At 72.6% G+C, this 16,844-nt stretch carries 15 protein-coding genes; 5 read left to right on the top strand and 10 right to left on the bottom strand.

The annotated features are described in order from the left end of the window. The first annotated feature begins 94 nt into the window (after positions 1-94). Genes AMA02S_RS43985 through AMA02S_RS07050 form a run of 3 tightly spaced genes read left to right on the top strand, consistent with a single transcriptional unit; the run spans position 95 to position 5,248 of the window. Complete coding sequence (locus AMA02S_RS43985; protein ID WP_067454004.1) at positions 95-2,104, top strand: serine/threonine-protein kinase; 2,010 nt, start codon at positions 95-97, stop codon at positions 2,102-2,104. Between the two features lie 53 nt (positions 2,105-2,157). Continuing rightward, positions 2,158-3,876 (top strand): serine/threonine-protein kinase, encoded by a 1,719-nt coding sequence (locus AMA02S_RS43430; protein WP_067453378.1) that lies wholly within the window; start codon positions 2,158-2,160, stop codon positions 3,874-3,876. Between the two features lie 22 nt (positions 3,877-3,898). Further along, positions 3,899-5,248 (top strand): serine/threonine-protein kinase, encoded by a 1,350-nt coding sequence (locus tag AMA02S_RS07050; RefSeq protein ID WP_067453375.1) that lies wholly within the window; start codon positions 3,899-3,901, stop codon positions 5,246-5,248. Positions 5,249-5,260: 12 nt separating this feature from the next. On the opposite strand, the gene AMA02S_RS07045 is transcribed toward AMA02S_RS07050, so the two are convergent. The 8 genes from AMA02S_RS07045 to AMA02S_RS07010 form a co-directional block, all read right to left on the bottom strand. Further along, a complete protein-coding gene (locus AMA02S_RS07045) occupies positions 5,261-5,866 on the bottom strand; it encodes a response regulator (protein ID WP_245667382.1) in 606 nt (201 codons plus the stop codon). A gap of 91 nt (positions 5,867-5,957) precedes the next feature. Beyond that, on the bottom strand, positions 5,958-6,623 hold the full coding sequence (locus AMA02S_RS07040; RefSeq protein WP_067453370.1) for a response regulator: 666 nt from the start codon (positions 6,621-6,623) through the stop codon (positions 5,958-5,960). Next, positions 6,620-7,921 carry a sensor histidine kinase gene (locus AMA02S_RS07035; RefSeq protein ID WP_067453367.1) on the bottom strand — a complete coding sequence of 434 codons (1,302 nt, stop codon included), beginning with the start codon at positions 7,919-7,921 and terminating at the stop codon, positions 6,620-6,622. The genes AMA02S_RS07040 and AMA02S_RS07035 overlap by 4 nt, the downstream gene beginning before the upstream one ends. An 87-nt stretch (positions 7,922-8,008) precedes the next feature. After that, positions 8,009-9,190 (bottom strand): alpha/beta hydrolase, encoded by a 1,182-nt coding sequence (locus tag AMA02S_RS07030; protein ID WP_067453364.1) that lies wholly within the window; start codon positions 9,188-9,190, stop codon positions 8,009-8,011. 1 nt (position 9,191) lies between these two features. Then, positions 9,192-10,334 carry an alpha/beta hydrolase gene (locus AMA02S_RS07025; RefSeq protein WP_067453360.1) on the bottom strand — a complete coding sequence of 381 codons (1,143 nt, stop codon included), beginning with the start codon at positions 10,332-10,334 and terminating at the stop codon, positions 9,192-9,194. 158 nt (positions 10,335-10,492) lie between these two features. Further along, positions 10,493-11,494, bottom strand: coding sequence for a cytochrome P450 (locus tag AMA02S_RS41460; RefSeq protein WP_067453357.1), 1,002 nt, complete (start codon positions 11,492-11,494; stop codon positions 10,493-10,495). Between the two features lie 113 nt (positions 11,495-11,607). Next, complete coding sequence (locus tag AMA02S_RS07015) at positions 11,608-12,255, bottom strand: response regulator transcription factor (protein ID WP_067453354.1); 648 nt, start codon at positions 12,253-12,255, stop codon at positions 11,608-11,610. Further along, a complete protein-coding gene (locus AMA02S_RS07010; protein WP_084264759.1) occupies positions 12,252-12,977 on the bottom strand; it encodes a sensor histidine kinase in 726 nt (241 codons plus the stop codon). Before AMA02S_RS07010 ends, AMA02S_RS07015 begins: the two co-directional genes overlap by 4 nt. A 259-nt stretch (positions 12,978-13,236) precedes the next feature. Between AMA02S_RS07010 and AMA02S_RS07005 the strand changes: the two genes are divergently transcribed. Together AMA02S_RS07005 and AMA02S_RS41455 are read left to right on the top strand one after the other, a co-directional pair. After that, complete coding sequence (locus tag AMA02S_RS07005; RefSeq protein ID WP_067453348.1) at positions 13,237-14,802, top strand: Rieske 2Fe-2S domain-containing protein; 1,566 nt, start codon at positions 13,237-13,239, stop codon at positions 14,800-14,802. A gap of 171 nt (positions 14,803-14,973) precedes the next feature. Further along, positions 14,974-15,111: a hypothetical protein gene (locus AMA02S_RS41455; RefSeq protein ID WP_157430431.1), complete on the top strand. Its 138-nt coding sequence runs from the start codon at positions 14,974-14,976 to the stop codon at positions 15,109-15,111. 22 nt (positions 15,112-15,133) lie between these two features. Here the strand turns inward: AMA02S_RS41455 and AMA02S_RS07000 are convergent, their stop codons facing one another. Together AMA02S_RS07000 and AMA02S_RS43425 are read right to left on the bottom strand one after the other, a co-directional pair. Continuing rightward, positions 15,134-16,054 carry a hypothetical protein gene (locus AMA02S_RS07000; RefSeq protein ID WP_157430430.1) on the bottom strand — a complete coding sequence of 307 codons (921 nt, stop codon included), beginning with the start codon at positions 16,052-16,054 and terminating at the stop codon, positions 15,134-15,136. Continuing rightward, on the bottom strand, positions 16,051-16,842 hold the full coding sequence (locus AMA02S_RS43425; RefSeq protein WP_067453341.1) for a sugar transferase: 792 nt from the start codon (positions 16,840-16,842) through the stop codon (positions 16,051-16,053). The genes AMA02S_RS07000 and AMA02S_RS43425 overlap by 4 nt, the downstream gene beginning before the upstream one ends. Positions 16,843-16,844 lie beyond the last annotated feature (2 nt).

The following is a 16,844-nucleotide window of genomic DNA, read 5'->3' as shown; positions in this document are numbered from 1 at the left end:
AACCACGGAGTGGTGCCGGGCGTCGTACGGGTAGGGGGATGTGGCTTGCAAGCTCGGTCCAAGGTTGTCAGCAAAAGTCGATATGGTCGCGGATATGCCAAATGAACCCGGTGAGCGGTTGCTCGCCCGCCGCTACCGACTGGTAACTCAGGTCGGCCGAGGCGGCATGGGGACGGTCTGGCAGGCACACGATGAGGTCCTCGGTCGTGACGTCGCGGTGAAGGAGGTCATCCTCCCGCATGGTCTCACCGATGAGGAACGCGCCGTCCACCACAAGCGCACGTTCCGTGAGGCCCGCACCGCCGCGCGGCTCGGCCACCCCGGCGTCGTGACCGTCTATGACGTCGTCGAGGAGGACGACCGGCCCTGGATCATCATGGAGCTGATCCGGGCCCGCTCCCTGGACCAGGTGATCAAGCAGGAGGGGCCGCTCGAACCGCGCCGCGCCGCCGAGATCGGCCGGCAGATGCTCGCCGCGCTGCACGCCGCGCACGACGCCGGGGTGCTGCACCGCGACGTCAAACCCAGCAACGTGCTGGTCACCGGCACGGTGGCGGGTGGCGAGCGCGCGGTGCTCACCGACTTCGGCATCGCCACCGCCTCCGGTGACGCCACCCTCACCCAGACCGGCCTGGTGATGGGCTCGCCCGCCTACATCGCACCAGAGCGCGCCCGCGGCAGGGTCGCCGGCCCCGCCTCCGACCTGTGGTCGCTGGGCGTCACGCTGTATGCGATGCTGCACGGCAAGTCGCCGTTCGAACGTCCCGAGCCGATGGCCGCGCTCGTCGCCGTCATCTCCGAGGAACCCGATCCGCCGGACAAGGGCGGCCGGCTCGTCCCGGTCATCGAGGGCCTGCTGCGCAAGAACCCCGACCTGCGGATGGACGCCATCGAGGCCGGGGCGCTGCTGGACGACATCGTCCGTCAGGAGACCATCGACACCCAGCGGACGATGGCCGTCGAGTACACCCTGGAGGCCCCCGCCGCGCAGACCCGCGTCACGCCCATCCCTGAGATCCCGGACGCCGATGACGCGCGCCCCGACCAGCTGACCCGCTTCGACCCCGTGTCGCCCAAACCGCGGGCGGGCCACAGCCCGCCGGGCCCTGCCGGTGGCTCAGGCGACACGGCGGTCAGCCCGGAACCCGGTGCCCTGAATCTGCCCGGCACGAGTCCGTCCGGTGTCAGCGCGCCCAGTGCGAACCCGCCCGGTAAGAACCCGCGCGGCGTGAACCCACGCGGCGTGAACCCGCCCGGTGTGAACGGGCCGTCCCCGAACGAGACGGTGCTGGACGACCCGGCCGGCGACCCTGCGCGCGCCACCTCCTGGCGTGCCGGGCCCGCGACACAGCCGGCGGGGCTCCTCGGCCGCCTCCAACGTCCGGGTGCGCCCGGTGGCCCGGATGCGTCCGATGACGGTGCGCGGGCGTCGCGCCCGTCCGTCCGCCCGGCCCTCGCGGCCAACCGGAACGCGCTCATCATCGGCGCGGTCGTGCTGCTCATCATCATCGTCATCGCCAGCATCGCGTTGGCGAGTTCGGGTGGCGACAAACCCGAGCGCAAGCAGGGCGCCGGCCCGTCGCCGAAGCCCTCGGGCTCGTCCGCGACCTCGGCGAAGCCCAGCAAGACCCCGGGCACGGTGCTTCCGGCGGGGTTCCGGTTGCACCGCGACCGCACCGGCTACGCCGTCCCCGTCCCGGACGGGTGGAGCGGCCCCAAGCGCGAGGAGGGCGGCGACTACTACTACTCGGCCGACCGCAGTGCCTACATCCAGATCGGCCAGACCGACGATCCCGGCAAGAGCGCCATCGACGACTGGCGGCGGCAGGAGAACGGCGGCGCCAGATTCGACGGCTACCGCAAGATCAAGATCGAGCCGACCGGCGACCATCCGCCCGTGCCGGACACCGGCAACGGCGACAAGTCCGCGGACTGGGAGTTCACCTTCGACGGCGACGGTACCCGGCTGCACATCCTCAACCGGGGTTTCGTGACGAACGGGCACGGCTACGCCATCCTGCTGCGGGCGCCGGACGACCGCTGGGACAAGGAGTTCGAGCGCCTCCAGCCCGTCTATCGGTTCTTCGAGCCCGCAAAGAAGTGACGAGAGATCGGCGTATGCCGATCTGTTAGATGGAATCGGTAGGGTCGCGATTCATGTCGGACGGGGAACAGGCGGACCACGCGGACGGGCGGCTACTGGCCGGCCGCTACCGGTTGCTGTCGGTGGTCGGACGCGGCGGGATGGGCACGGTGTGGCGTGCCCGCGACGAGACACTCGACCGCGACGTCGCGGTCAAGGAGGTCGTCCTGCACATCTCCCTCGACGCCGCCGAGCGCGAGAACCGGCACCGCAGGACGCTCCGCGAGGCGCGCGCCTCGGCGCGGCTGAACCATCCGGGCGTCGTGACCGTACACGACGTCGTGGACGAGGACGACCGTCCGTGGATCGTCATGGAGCTGGTCAGGGCCCGCTCACTCCAGGACGTCGTGGACGAGGACGGCCCGCTGCCGCCCGGCCGCGTCGCCTCCATCGGCAGGCAGGTGGTGGGCGCGCTGCGCGCCGCGCACGCCATCGGCATCCTGCACCGCGATGTCAAGCCCGCCAACGTGCTGGTCGCCGCCGATGACCGAGCCGTCCTCACCGACTTCGGCATCGCGCAGATGGCCGGCGACGCCACGCTCACCAACACCGGGCTGATCCTGGGGTCGCCCGCCTACATGTCGCCGGAGCGGCTCAAGGGCGAGCCCGCGATCCCCGCGTCCGACCTGTGGGCGCTCGGCGCGACCCTCTACGCGGCCTGCGAGGGCAAGGCGCCGCACCACCGCAGCGACGCCATGGCGGTGCTCGCGGCCGTGATGACGCAGGAACCGCCGCCGCCGCGCAACGCCGGGCCGCTCGCGCCCGTCCTCGCGGGGCTGCTGGAGCGCGATCCCGTCCGGCGGATGAGCGCGGACCAGGCGGAGGAGGCGCTCGCCGCGGTCGCGTCCGGGCATGCCCTGAGCGAGGCGGCCGCGCAGATCGCGCAGATGGCCCCGCCGACTCCGGGGAACCTCGCCACCGTCAGCGGCGGGCACTGGCCCACGGGCACGGCGGTGGACGACGACGTCACCCGGTCGTCCGTTCCGCCCGTCCCGATGCCCGACATGACCACGCACTACCCGCAGGCGGGCCACTGGACGCCCGGCGGCCCCGGCACCGCCGGGAGCCCGCCCGCGAAGCGCAAGCCGGTGCTGCCCGTGCTCCTGGGCGTGCTCGTCGCCGCCGCGATCATCGTCCCCCTCGCGGTGTTCCTGTGGCCGAAGGACGAGGCGCGCGGCGGCCCCGCGACCCCGACGTCACCCATCACGCAGCCGGGCTCCAGCGGCCCGACCAGCGCCTCGCCCACCCGGTCGCCCAGCGGATCGCCCAGCGGGGCGACACCGACCCAGGCGCCGCTCCCGCCGGGGCTCGTCCGCGCGGCCGGGCCCGGATTCACGATCGGCGTGCCGCAGGGCTGGAAGCGCACCGAGCAGGGCAACAGCACGGTCTGGACCGACCCCGCGTCCAGCGCGTACGTTCAGGTCGACCGCACGCAGTGGACGGGGGACCCCTACGAGCACTGGGTCACCTGGGAACAGGAGGCCATCGCCGACGGCAAGCTCCAGGGCTTCCAGCGGATCGAGATCGCCCACACCACGGTCGGGGCCCTGCCCGCCGCCGACATCGAGTTCGTCTGGTCCCGCGACGGCGGTACCCGCGCCCGCGACCGGGGCGTGATCGCGGGCGGCACACCGTACGCCGTCGTGGTCGCGGTTCCGGCGTCCACGTGGAACGAGAACGAGGCACTCGTGAAGAATGTGCTCGACACGTTCCGTCCCAACGGGGTGGGATGAACACTTGGGGGACCATCTAGCAATGGGACAGGCACGCCTGCTCGGCAACCGCTACCGGCTCGACTCGGTGGTCGGCCGCGGCGGTATGGGCACCGTGTGGCGCGCCTACGACGTGATGCTCGACCGGGAGGTCGCGGTCAAGGAGGTCGTCCTCCCGCCGGGGCTGAACGACGCCGAACGCGGCGTGCTGTACGAGCGGACGTTCCGCGAGGCGCGTGCGTCGGCGCGGCTGAGCCACCCCGGCGTCGTCATCGTCCACGACGTGGTGGAGGAGTCGGACCGGCCCTGGATCGTGATGGAACTGGTCCTCGCGCCGTCCCTCCAGGACCTCCTGGACCAGGGGCCGATCGAGCACCGTCAGGTCGCCGAGATCGGGCTGCAGATGCTCGCGGCGCTCCGGCACGCCCACGAGAAGGGCATCCTGCACCGCGACGTGAAGCCCAGCAACGTGCTGATCACCGACGCGGGACGGGTCGTCCTCACCGACTTCGGCATCGCGCAGGTGGAGGGCGACGCGACGCTCACCCAGACCGGCCTGGTCATGGGGTCGCCCGCCTACATCCCACCGGAGCGCGCACAGGGCGAGCGGGCGGTGCCCGCGTCCGACCTGTGGGCGCTGGGCGCGACGCTGTACGCGGCCCTTGAGGGGCGTTCCCCCTATGAACGGCCCGACGCGATGTCCTCGCTCCAGGCCGCCCTCAGCGAGCCGGTCCCGCCGGCGCGCAACGCCGGGCCGCTCGCGCGGGTGCTGGACGGGCTGCTGGCGCGCGAGCCGGTGCACCGGATGACGGCGGCGCAGGCGCAGCCGCTGCTCACCCAGGTCGCGACCCTGCCGCCGCCGCCCCCGCCTCCGCCCATGACTCAGACGGACGCGACCATCCTGGACGAGCCGTCCGGCCGCTCGAACCGGGGCACGGACGCCGCCGACACCGTGCTGGACCCGAGCGAGATCGAGGGGATCACCCGGCACGACGCGACCGAGGGGCACCCGCCCGGCCGCCCGCCGAGCCGTGACCCGCAGAACCGTGACCCGCGGACCCTGCTGGAGACCGACTGGGCGCCGCCGCCCGGGCGGACGCCGCATCCCCAGCCGCGGACGCCGCCGCCGTGGGAGCAGCCGCAGCAGTCCTCGAACTGGCAGCAGCAACTGCTCCCGCCCGTCCAGAACGGTCCGCAGAGCGGTCCGCACGGGCAGGGCGAGCGACGCAGGACGGTGCTGATCGTCACGATCGCGGTGATCCTGGTGATCGCGGCGGTGCTGGTGGGGGCGTTCATCCTGCGCCAGAAGCTCCAGTCGGACGCGATGGCCGCGCCCGCCGGCACCACCGCGTCCGCCGCACCGATCGCGACGCGGGCGGCGACGGGGACCTGAACGCCGGACGGGTCAGGAGCCGGCCGACAGGGCGTCCAGGACGAGCCGGAGGGCGGCGACGTGGTCGTCGAGATCATCGGCGTTCTCGCCGGAGCGCAGCCGGGCCACATCGTCCTCGACGCGGGCGAGCCTGTCGTCCAGGGCCTTCAGGAGCCGGTCGCAGCCGTCGGGGTTCGTGGAGTTCTCCGCGAGCGTGGCGCGCAGCAGCCCCGACTGCCGGCGCAGTTCCAGGTTGCGTTGGTGCAGGTCCACGAAGACCGACACCTTCGCGCGCAGCACCCACGGGTCGAACGGCTTGGCGAGGTAGTCGACGGCGCCGGCCGCGTAGCCGCGGAACGCCTGCTCGCTCGCCTCGCCCGCGGCGGTGAGGAAGATGATCGGGATGTCGCGGGTGCGGGGCCTGGCCTTGATATGCCCGGCGGTCTCGAAGCCGTCCATCTCCGGCATCACGACGTCGAGCAGGATCAGCGCGAAGTCGTCGCCCAGCAGTTCCTTCAGCGCGGCCTTCCCGGAGGAGACGGACACGACCTCCACCGGCAGCGCGTCGAGCACGGCCTCAAGGGCGGTCAGATTCTCCGCGCGGTCGTCGACGGCGAGGATCCTCGTGGCGTTCGGCACCGGACTCCTCCGTGTCGGTGACTCAGTGTGCGTCATACCCTGTCATGCCTGTGCGCGCCGGGCACAGTCAATCGCCACAGAGAGAGGGGTTCTAGGGCAGCCAGCCAGGTTTCACCAGACCGGATTCGTAGGCGAAAACCACCAGCTGCGCCCGATCGCGTGCACCGAGCTTGACCATCGTGCGGCTGACGTGCGTCTTGGCGGTCGCCGGGCTCACCACCAACCGGGCAGCGATCTCCTCGTTGGACAATCCCTCGCCGACCAGCGTCATCACCTCCCGCTCACGGTCGGTCAGCGCGTTCAGGCGCGGGGACGGCGCGGGCTCCTTGGCCCGCGCGGCGAACTCGACGATCAGCCGCCGTGTCACGCTCGGCGACAACAGCGCGTCCCCGGCCGCGACGGCGCGGACGGCGTGGATCAGCTCCACCGGCTCGGTGTCCTTGACCAGGAACCCGCTCGCGCCGCCGCGCAGCGCCTCGAACACGTACTCGTCCAGCTCGAACGTGGTGAGAATGACGATCTTGACACCGTCCAGCCGCTCGTCGGAGGCGATCTGCCGGGTGGCGGCGAGCCCGTCCAGGCCCGGCATCCGGATGTCCATCAGGATGACGTCCGGGCGGAGCCGGCGCGCCAGCGCCACCGCCTCCGCGCCGTCCCCGGCCTCGCCGGCCACCTCGATGTCGGCCTGGGCGTCCAGCAGCGCCCGGAAGCCCGCCCTGACCAGTATCTGGTCGTCGGCCAGCACCACCTTGATCACAGTGCGTCCCTTCCGTCCCCGGCGTCGTCGGCGTCCTCGGTGAGCGGCAGCCGTGCCCGGACGGCGAACCCGCCGCCGGTGCGCGGCCCGGCGTCGAACGTGCCGCCGAGCGCGGCGGCCCGCTCCCGCATGCCCCGGATCCCGCTCCCGCCCGGATGCTCGTCCAGCAGGGACGCGCCCCGGCCGTCGTCCTCGACCCGCACCTCGATCTCGCGTTCACCGTAGGCGATGCGGACCCGCGCCGTCACCGGACCCGGCCCGGCATGCCGCGTCACGTTGGTGAGCGACTCCTGGACGATCCGGAACGCGGCCAGGTCGGTGCTCGCGTGCAGCGGGCGGCGCTCTCCGGTGATCTCGGCGTCCACGCGCAGCCCGGCGGAGCGGGCGCGGGCCAGCAGGTCGTCCAGCCGGTCGAGCCCGGCGGTGGGGGAGCGCGGCGCGCTCTCGCCCTGCGCCCGCAGCGCCCCGATCACCCCCCGCATCTCGGTGAGCGCCTCCTTGCTGGCCTCCTTGATGGCGGCCAGCGCCGTCCGCGCCTGCTCGGGGTTGTCGTCCATCAGGTGCAGCGCCACGCCGGCCTGCACGTTGATCATCGAGATGTTGTGCGCGAGGACGTCGTGCAGCTCGCGGGCCATCCGCAGCCGCTCCTCGCTGGCCTGGCGGCGCTCCTCCTCGGCGCGGGTGCGCGCGGCCTCGGCCGCCTTCTGGCCGCGCATCCGGATCAGCTCGGCGGTGACCAGCACCACCAGCGCCCAGCCGATCACGAAGATCGTCCCGGACAGGCTCGGCTCCTCCACCGGGAACAACCGCCCGGACTCGCCCCGCCGCTCCAGCGGGACGCCGATCGCCGCGGTCAGCCCGAAGTAGGCCGCCAGCGCGGCGCCCGTCCCCACCCACGCCGCGAGCCGCCGCCCCGCCGTGACCGCCGCCACGATCGCGACGGCGGCGGAGAAGGGCGCCGGGCCGTAGGTGTAGCCGCGCAGCAGGTACAGGCTCGTGACCGCGAAGGTCGCGGCCATCGTGGCCACCGGGTTGCGGCGGCGCAACAGCAGCAGCAGCGGGCCGGCGAGGAGCAGCGCGATGCCCAGCGGGTCCAGGTCCCGGTTGCCGATGTCCCGGCCGTCGTGGTCGGCCCACGGTCCCCCGCCGCCGCTGCGCTCCCTGCGTCCGCCGTGCTGCGCGACCAGCGACCCGAGGACCTGGATGAACGCCAGGAACAACGGGACGACCCACACGGGCCACTGGGCCGGGCGCGGCCAGTGGGGCCGGACCGGCGCGTGCGGCGGAGAGCTGCTCATGTCAGCACGTTAGGTCACCGATGGGCGGATCGACGTCGGCTGGGGGGAGTGAGCGGGGCTACTCCCCGAGAGGTAGCCGAGCAGGGGCTACTCGCTCTGGAGACGCCCGCTCGTCCATTCCAGGACCTGCGGGAGATGGTCGCGCCACTGCCGGAGCGTCCCGGGCGCGCCGGGCACGAGGATCTTTCCCGCCGCCATCGGCGGTCTGACGAGCGCGGTGAACCGCTCGGCCTCCCGCGCGTCCTCCCCGCCCGTCCCGGCGGCGGCCAGGACCGCGACCGGCGGCGGCGGGAGGTTCTCCAGCCGCCACAGCAGGTCGTTGTCGAGCCGGTACGCCCGGCTGCCCCCGTACGGGTCGCCGTCCGGGCCGTCGCCCGCATCGGCCGGGGGCGTTCCCGGCAGACCGAAGCGGCCGTTGATCGCCGCCGCGGCGGCGAACCGGTCGGAGTGCAGCATCGCGAGCCGCGCCGCGCACTGCCCGCCCGCGGCGAACCCCACCAGGCCCCACCCCTTGCGGGTGCGCGGCAACCGGTAGGTGCCGGCCAGCGCCTCCGGCACGTCCTGCGCGAGGAGGGTCTCGGTGAGCCCGGACGTTCTGGCCGGCCGTCCGGCAGGATCGATGCAGCCGTGCGCCCGTCCGACCATCGCGTAGATCATCGGCTGCGCGGTGCCCGGCCGCTCCGCCGCGTCCGCCGCGGCGGGCAGCCGCCCCTGCCGGAGCCACGCCATCGCGCCCCCGGCCGGTGCGCGGGCCGCGTCCCCGGACGCGCCGTCGGCGAGGAGCATGACGACCGGCAGCCGCCTGGTCGCGTACGCCGCCTGGAAGTACTGGGGCGGCAGGTAGACGTAGACCTCGGAGTCCAGACCGCTGCGCGCGCCGCGGAACCACAGCAGGTCCACCCGCCCGTCCTCGGCCGGGTCGCGGTCGCCGCCCCGGCGCCGCGGGCCGAGGTCGGTGGACATGCGGCGCACGAGGCCGGCGGTGCCCGCGCGTACGCCGCCGTTCGGCTGCACCTGCTCGACCCGCACCCGCGCGGTGTCACCGCCGAGCAGGTCGTTCCACGTCGCGTAGAACACGAAGTAGCGGTTGGCGAGCAGGACGGCGCAGGCGGTCATCAGCGCCTGCGTCGCCAGCAGCATCCCGGACCGGGCCAGCAGCCGGCGGGGCCCCGGCCGGGCGAGCCGCGGCCACAGCAGCACGGTCGCCGTCACGCACGCGATGGTGAGCCCGCACACGGGCAGCAGGAACGCCCCGCTGACCGGCTCCACGTCACTCGCCCCTCAGATGCGCGCTCAGCCACTGGATCGACGGCGGGATGTACTTGCGGAACGTCTTGAAGTTGTGGCCGCCGGTGGGCAGCAGCACCTTGTCCACCACCAGCGGTGGACGGGCGGCGGCCATGAACCGCCGCGCGGACGGGAACGTCTTCTCGCCCACGTCCGCCGAGGCCACCAGGACCGACACCGGCGGCTGCGGGAGGTTCTCCAGCCGCCAGACCAGGTCACACGCCCGCCGGAGCCGTGCGCTGCCGCCGTACAGGTCCCGGGTCGTGGTGTCGAGCAGGGCGTGGAAGTGGCCGGCCATGCTCACCGCGGCGGAGAACCGGTCGGAGTGCAGCATCGCGAGCTTCGTCGCGCAGTACCCGCCGGTGGAGTAGCCCGCGAGGCCCCAGCCCGCGCGGTCGCGGGCCGTGCGGTAGGTGTCCGAGATCGCCTCGGGGACGTCCTGCGCGAAGAACGTCTCCACCTTGGGGCCGCCGGGGACGTCGGCGCACTCGGTGTCCCAGCCGTCCTCGACGGTCGGCCGCATCAGCACGTAGATCATCGGCTGGACCTCGCCCGCCCGCTGCGCCCGCGCCACGGTGTCCGGCACGTGTCCCTTGCTGATCCAGACCAGCCGGTCCGCCGCCGGATACCCCGCGATGAAGATCACGACGGGCAGCCGCCGGTCCGCGAAGGGCCGCTGGAAGTACTGCGGCGGCAGGTAGACGTACGCCTCGGAGGCGATCCCGGTGCGGATCCCGCGGATGTCCAGATGCTCGACCTGGCCGTCCCGTTCGGGGACGGCCCGCCCCGCGCGCACCGGCGCGAGGCTCTCCCGCACCTTCCGGACGACCTGCGAGGCCGCCTTCGCGTTGGGGCCCGCCACCGGTCCGTGCCGGGTGATCTGGGCACGGCCGCCCGCCGCGCCGGCCAGGTCCGTCCACGACCCGTAGAACAGGTAGTAGGCGTTGAGCGCGGTCACCAGCGTCACCAGGACGACGAGCTGGCAGCCGAGCAGCAGCAGGACGCGGGCCCCGGCGGCGCGCAGGCCGGTGGAGGCGGCGCGCGGCCACGCCCACACGGTCGCGGCCAGGAAACCGAGCGTGATCGATGTCAGCAGTCCGAGCAGCCCCCAGCTCGTCAGTCCCACTCTCCGTCCTCCTCGGGCATGGCGCGCCGCCTTCCGGGCGCGCGAAGGAGCACCTGAGCCGACATACGGCACAGTCGCGGAGGACGTTCAGTGGCGCTGGAGGTTCAGTGGGCGCCGGAACCGGTGCCGGGCCCCGTGTGCCGGCCGGCTCGGGGGATTCAGCCGCTCCAGCGGATGGGGAGCCGTTGGAAGCCGTGGCGGGCGTTCGAGCGCAGCATCACCGGTTCGCCCGCCGGGCGGACGCACCCCGGCCGGTCCAGCAGCGCGACCAGGAGCGCCCGCAGGTGCACCCGGGCCAGCCGCGCACCGAGGCACGCGCGGTCCCCGTAGCCGAAGCACAGATGCGGCCGGACGCGTTGCTCCCGCTGGCGGTGCCGCCCGAAGCGGGGTGGCCTGCTACTGGCGGGGAGGGTGCGGAAGCGGTCGGGGAGGAAGCGAGCGGGCTCGGGGAACACCTCCTCGTCGTGATTGGCGGACGCGAGCCACAGCGTCACCTGCTCACCCGCGAGGAGGGGCACACCGCCGATGACGGTGCCGCGCCGCATCGTCCGCCACACCTGCATGACGGGCGTCCACCAGCGCAGCATCTCCTCGACCGCGCTGTCGAGGAGCCCGTCGTCGGACCGCCGCTCCCGCAGCCGCTCGTACTGCACCGGGTGCCGGATCAGAGCGTGCACGCCGCCCGCCAGGGTGTCGCGGAGCATCGCGGGCAGATCGCGGACGACGTCGGCCACGAAGTCGACGGCCGCGCCGTCGGGCATCCGGTCCAGCATGGCCCCGGCGGAGGGATCCATGTCGATCCAGGCCGGCTCGTCACCGGACGTGCCGTCAGCGGGCCCGTCCCGGGGCCTGTCCCGGAGCCCGTCCGAAGGCCCGCTCCGGGCGTCGCCCTGGGGGTCGTCGCCGGGCATCGGGCCGTGCAGGACGCCTTCGTGATCCGGTGAGAACAGCTCGGGATGCCTGAGCGCGTGCCGGACGTCCTCGTACCGCAGGACGGCCCAGGCACCCGGCCGGTCGGCCAGCCGGCCGTCCAGCCACACCACCGGCGTGCGCCCCCGAAGCCGTTCCAGCCGGTCGTACGGGATGCCACGGGCAAAGGTGTCGGGGCAGCCGAGGACCTCGGCGTCGGAGATGGGCAGCGCGCCTCGCCGTTGAGGCATGGGAACCTCCTCCTTCAAGGCGGACGCTAACGCGTCCCGGCCAGACCCGGTATGTCCGGATTCGGCCGCCCCCGGAGCAGAGGTACCCCGTCTCGGCGCGTCTCAGTCGCCTCTCAGCCGGCGAGCCATTCCCCTGTCTCGACGCTGACCAGGCCGTGCCGGGCCGCCTCGATGACCGCCTCCCGCTGCGAGTGCACGCCGAGCTTGCTCAGCACGCTCTGCACGTGGCTGCGCGCGGTACTGCGCGTCACGCCCATCGCCTTGGCCAGCGTCTGCGTCGACTCGCCGCGTGCCAGCCGGGTCAGCACCTCGCGCTCGCGGGGGGTGAGGAACCGCGCGACCTGCTGGGCCCGGGTGCGCGGCCGGACGCCGCCGCGCTGCGCGGCGAGGTCGGCGACGACCTCGCCGGACCCGACACGGCGCAGCAGGGTGAGGATGTCGCCGGCCTGCTGGCCCTTGTGCGCGAACCCGCGCACGCCCGCCGCGACCCCGGCCTCCAGCACCCGCTGCTCCAGGAAGCCGGTCAGCACGATGAAACGGGTCGCCGGCGCGACCGCCCGCAGTTGGGGCATCCACTCCAGCGCGGTACCGGACGGGAACTGGAGGTCGATCAGGCAGATGTCGGCGTCCCTGGCGCGCAGCACCGGCAGGACGTCCTCGGGGGAGTAGGCCACGCCCACGACGGTGTGGCCGGCGTCCGACAGGACCAGGGACAGCGAGTCGGCGAACACCGCGTGGTCGTCGCAGACGATCACCTTCATGGACGCGGCCGCCCATCGTCGGCGTGCCCGCCCGGATGCGCCTCGACGGCCGGCAGCGGCTCCGGTGGAGGCGCCGACGGCAGCAGCATCCGGACGCGGGCGCCGCCCATCTCGCAGGTGCGGATCTCCAGGCTGCCGCCGTAGCCGGAGATCAGGTCGTGGACGATACCGAGCCCCAGCGAGGCCAGTCCCTGGCGCTGTTCGCCCCGCCCGGCGCCGAAGCCCGGGCCGTCGTCGTCGATCTGGACGGCCACCCAGCCTTGGACGACCTCCACCCGCACGTCCACCCGCCCGCCGGCGACGCGGCACGCGTTGTCCAGGACGTTGCGCAGCGCCCGCCAGAGCGCGACCGGGTCCATGTGCGCCCACGCCTCGTCGGCGTCGAGGCAGACCTCGTGCGGGGTGGCGAGCCGCATCCCGGTGACGACCTCCTCGGTGAGGGCGTCCACCCGGATCCGCTCGGGGAAGGGCAGCGGCTGGTCGTCGTCGTCCTCGTCGAGCCGGCGCAGGAGGTGGTCGAGCCAGCGGGTCTCGCCGAGCAGCTGCTCGATGCGCTGCCTGCTGACCTCGCCGATGTCGCGTGACACGGCGACGGCCGACGCCAGCATGATGATCGTGCCGAGCTCGTGCCGGATGTCGTGCCGGAGCCGTCGCCGCCACAGGGTGTGCGCGGCACCGCCGGCCGCCGCCCTCACCTGCGGGGAGAGCTGCCCGTCGCTCATGAATGGACCCCCGTCTGTAATGCCCGGCGCCACTATGACGGTCGCGCGGCGGGACGGCGGTGTCCAGATAAAAAGCCGCAATATACCGGTGCATGACCGGAAGTGGACAGAAAGTTACGAGCCGTAAACTTTACCCTTTGTCAGGGCGTCCAAGTAAGGATTGGCCTACTGCCGACGGCATTTCTTTCATACCTAAGGCGTAGCCGCTTTGCGCATTCCGGTGGGTGCGGCCGCACGATCCGGGAGAGACAGTCTACCCATGCCAACGGTCACTTTTCTCGGGCATGCGGGCGTGGCGGTGGAGGCGGCGGCATTCCACCTGCTCGCGGACCCGTGGCTCGCTCCAACCGGGGCCTTTCTCGGAGCCTGGCACCAGTATCCGAGGAACGATCATCTCGACACCGCGGGGCTGCTCGAAGCGGACTGGGTCGCCGTCTCGCACGAGCACCTGGACCACTTCGACCCCTGGGTCATCGAGCGGCTTCCGGCGCGCACCCGGATCCTCATTCCCCGCTACCCCGGGCCTGCCTTCCGCGAACGCATGGTGGCGGCCGCCGGCGGACGCCAGGTAATCGAGCTGCCCGCCTGGGAGAAATTCTCACTGGACAATCGAGGTTCCTGGATCACGGCGATTCCCGAGCTCTCCCCGATGTGTCATGACGCGGCTTTCCTGATGGTCGTTGATGGTCACGGGTTCCTGCACTGCAACGACGCCCGGCTCACCGCCGCGCAGGCCCGCCGGGCCAAGCACCTGGCCGGCGGGCGGCTGGAGCTGATGGCGTTGCAGACCGCCGGCGCGTCCTGGCATCCGATCTGCTACGAGTACCCGGCCGAGGAGATGGCCGCGGTCTCCAGGGACAAGCGGGTGTCCAAGCTCCGCGCCGTGCAGCGACTCGTCCGGCAGACGGCGCCGGAACTGGCGGTGCCGTTCGCCGGACCGCCGTGCTTCCTGGACGAGGAGGTGGCGCACCTCAACTGGGTCCTCGACCAGGAGGACGGCGCGTTCTGCGACCCCGAGATGGCGACGGCGTGGCTGCGCGAGCACCTGCCGGCGCAGCGGTGGGACCACTTCAAGCCGGGCGACTCCATCGACCTCGACACCGGGGAGATCGTCCGCGACCCGGTCTCGGCCGGTTTCTCCTTCGCCGACGCCGGCCGGGCGGAGTACCTCAGGCAGTACGCCGCGGAGCGGGCCCCGTTCATCGCGGCCGTGATCGCGGAGAACCCCGAGCCCGGCCCCGGCCTGTTCGACCGGTTCGCCGCGCACTTCGAGCATCTCGGCGGCCTGAGCGACTACTTCCTCCGGCAGATCGCCATGGTGGTGCAGTTCGAGATCACGGGCCCGCACGGCGGGCTGTGGGACGTGGACTTCTCGCCGGACGGGCTGACGGTGTCGCAGGCCACCGCGGGCACCCGCCCGCACTACCGCATCACCACCGCGGGCCGCTGGCTGGAGGGCGTCCTCAGCGGCAGGCTGGCGTGGGAGGACCTGCTCATCTCCTTCCGGCTCAGCCTCTACCGTGACCCCGACGTCTACAACGACCACCTGGTCGGCCTGCTCAAGCACGCCAACGCGCCGGCGTTGCTGGCCGTCGAGGCGTACGAGACCGGGCGCGACGAGACCGAGCGGATCATCGTCGACTGGCGCGGCGGGCGCTACGACATCCCGCGCTACTGCCCGCACGCGGGCGAGGACCTGTCCATCGGCGCGGTCGTCCGGGACGGGCGGGTCCATTGCCTGGCGCACAACTTCGCCTTCGACCTCGCGACGGGGGCGTGCGTGAACGCCCGTGCCGCGAACCTCACCAGCCGCCGCGTCTCCTAGGACTCTGTCCCTCCTCGCCCCCTTTGTCCCCATCTAGGTCCTTCTGGACCCCGAGCCCTCCCCCCGGGCCCGGGCCGGGCGCGCGTCTCACCGCGTGTCCGGCCCGGGTTTTTCGTTGGGTTGTGTTAGTTTTTCACCTGCTTATTGGGGGTTTGAAGGGGTGCGCGGGGAGTGAACCGCAAGAAGCTCGGCCTGTTGGCTGTCGCGTTCGTTCTGGTCGTTGGTCTGATGGAAGTTCTGGCGCTCAAAGTGGGGTCGATGGAATTCGCCGTCCCGGACAAGAAACCGGCGGTGGCCGACAAACCCTGACATTTCACACCAGATCACGGCGTCAACGCCGGGTATTGCGGGCCTTCATCACGCTCTGGAGGTCGGGATGTGCTCCGCCCGAAGCGTCCGAAAGCGACGGGCAAGCCCATTCCTTCTGGCGACCCCAGGAGTAGGAGACCTCCAGCGGCGGGCGCGGCGCGAGCCGGTCCCAGCGGGCGAGGATGGCCCGGAGCTGGTCCACGGTCGGCAACCAGTACTGCTTGTCGCCCTGGGAACAGCCCTGCCCGAACGTCTGGAACACCGGCGCCACCTTGCGGCGCGGGATGCCCGCGTCGTCCGCCATCCGGACCATCCGGTCGATGGCGTCGATGTTGCACTCCTCGCGGGTCTGCGCCGAGCCCTTGCACGGGTAGGGGTCGAGCCCGACGAGGTCGACGCCGACGCTCGCAGGAGCGACGGGCTTCATCGGCCAGTCGGTGAGCGAGATGAACGAGACCTGACCGGGGGCGTGCCCCCTGATGTAGTCGGCGCGGCGGCGGATCTCCCGCGCCACGTGCGGGCACTCCCCGCTGTTCGGCTCGTCCGACAGGTACCAGCCGTACACGCGCGGGTCGCGGCCGAACCGCAGCACCGCCCGCGTGAACGCCTCGTAGTCCAGCTCGAAGTCGCCGCAGGTGAAGTTGCCGACCCACAGCAGTGCCTGCATCCCTTCCGGGACGCCGGCGACGAGTGAATCGTCGGGTTTGACGTCCACCAGGTCGTAGCCGAGCGCCTTCAGCCGGGGATAGTCGGCGGGATCGGTGTTGAGCGCGACGCGGCGGGTCGTGCCGGCCTTCGCGGCGGGCGTTCCGGGCGAGGCGAGCGGCCCACGGTACGGCTCGTAGCCGCCGGACGAGCGGCTCCGCACGCCGAGCAGGAACCCCACCACCAGCACGAACGCGGCCACCACGGCGGCGATCCTCAACCGGACGTGCATGGTCACCCTTCCCGATGCTCGCCTTCCTTCACAGGTTCCGCCCGCGGTGCCTGGAGCGGAGGCGCATGGGATGAAGGCGCATGTAGTGGAGGAGCATGTAGTGGAGGAGCATGGAGCGGCGGCGCATGGAGTGGCGGGAGCGTGAACCCGAGGATGTGCCGCACGGTGTCGATGATGGCGCGGAAGGTCGCGCCGAGCGACGGGTCGCGCAGGTAGACGGCGTCCACCGCGACCCGCGCCGGGACGATCCGCTCGATGTAGTTGACGAGGTCCACCTCCTCGCCGGGGCCGAGCACGTCGAAGTCCCGGAACCGCACCTCCGACACCCCGGTGAGGCCCGGCCGGTGGTCGAAGATCCAGCGGCAGCGGGCGTCGTAGTGCACGGCGAGGTCGTAGGTCTCCGGGCGCGGCCCGACGAGGGTCATCTGGCCGCGCAGCACGTTCACCAGCTGCGGCAGCTCGTCCAGCGACCACCGGCGCAGCAGCTTGCCCACCCGGGTGAGGCGCGGGTCGCAGTTGGCGGTGACGGTGAGCCCGCCCACGCCCTGCCGCATCGTCCGGAACTTGTACATCGTGAACGGCCGTCCGCCCTGCCCGACGCGGGTCTGCCGGAACACGCCGGGACCCGGGCTGGTCAGCCGCACGAGCGCGTAGAGGAGCAGCAACGGCAGGCTCAGCAGCAGCAGCCCGCTCAGCGCGCCCGCGACGTCCAGCACGCGGCGGCCGGTGGACGGCGCGACGCCGTCGGACGGGTCCACCGGCCGCGTGGCGAGCCCGGCGTGGTCCTCGGACATGG

Origin of the sequence: Actinomadura macra NBRC 14102, assembly GCF_001552215.1 — a bacterium.
Taxonomy (GTDB): domain Bacteria; phylum Actinomycetota; class Actinomycetes; order Streptosporangiales; family Streptosporangiaceae; genus Spirillospora; species Spirillospora macra.
The sequence above is the reverse complement of the archived record's forward strand: the minus strand, read 5'-3'. Positions and strand labels throughout refer to the sequence as shown.

Excerpts from the sequence above, each read along its gene's own strand:
- AMA02S_RS43985 (WP_067454004.1), top strand. The coding sequence starts at position 95 with ATGCCAAATGAACCCGGTGAGCGGTTGCTCGCCCGCCGCTACCGACTG.
- AMA02S_RS43430 (WP_067453378.1), top strand. The coding sequence starts at position 2,158 with ATGTCGGACGGGGAACAGGCGGACCACGCGGACGGGCGGCTACTGGCC.
- AMA02S_RS07050 (WP_067453375.1), top strand. The coding sequence starts at position 3,899 with ATGGGACAGGCACGCCTGCTCGGCAACCGCTACCGGCTCGACTCGGTG.
- AMA02S_RS07035 (WP_067453367.1), bottom strand. The coding sequence starts at position 7,921 with ATGAGCAGCTCTCCGCCGCACGCGCCGGTCCGGCCCCACTGGCCGCGC.
- AMA02S_RS41460 (WP_067453357.1), bottom strand. The coding sequence starts at position 11,494 with ATGCCTCAACGGCGAGGCGCGCTGCCCATCTCCGACGCCGAGGTCCTC.
- AMA02S_RS07015 (WP_067453354.1), bottom strand. The coding sequence starts at position 12,255 with ATGAAGGTGATCGTCTGCGACGACCACGCGGTGTTCGCCGACTCGCTG.
- AMA02S_RS07010 (WP_084264759.1), bottom strand. The coding sequence starts at position 12,977 with ATGAGCGACGGGCAGCTCTCCCCGCAGGTGAGGGCGGCGGCCGGCGGT.
- AMA02S_RS07005 (WP_067453348.1), top strand. The coding sequence starts at position 13,237 with ATGCCAACGGTCACTTTTCTCGGGCATGCGGGCGTGGCGGTGGAGGCG.
- AMA02S_RS43425 (WP_067453341.1), bottom strand. The coding sequence starts at position 16,842 with ATGTCCGAGGACCACGCCGGGCTCGCCACGCGGCCGGTGGACCCGTCC.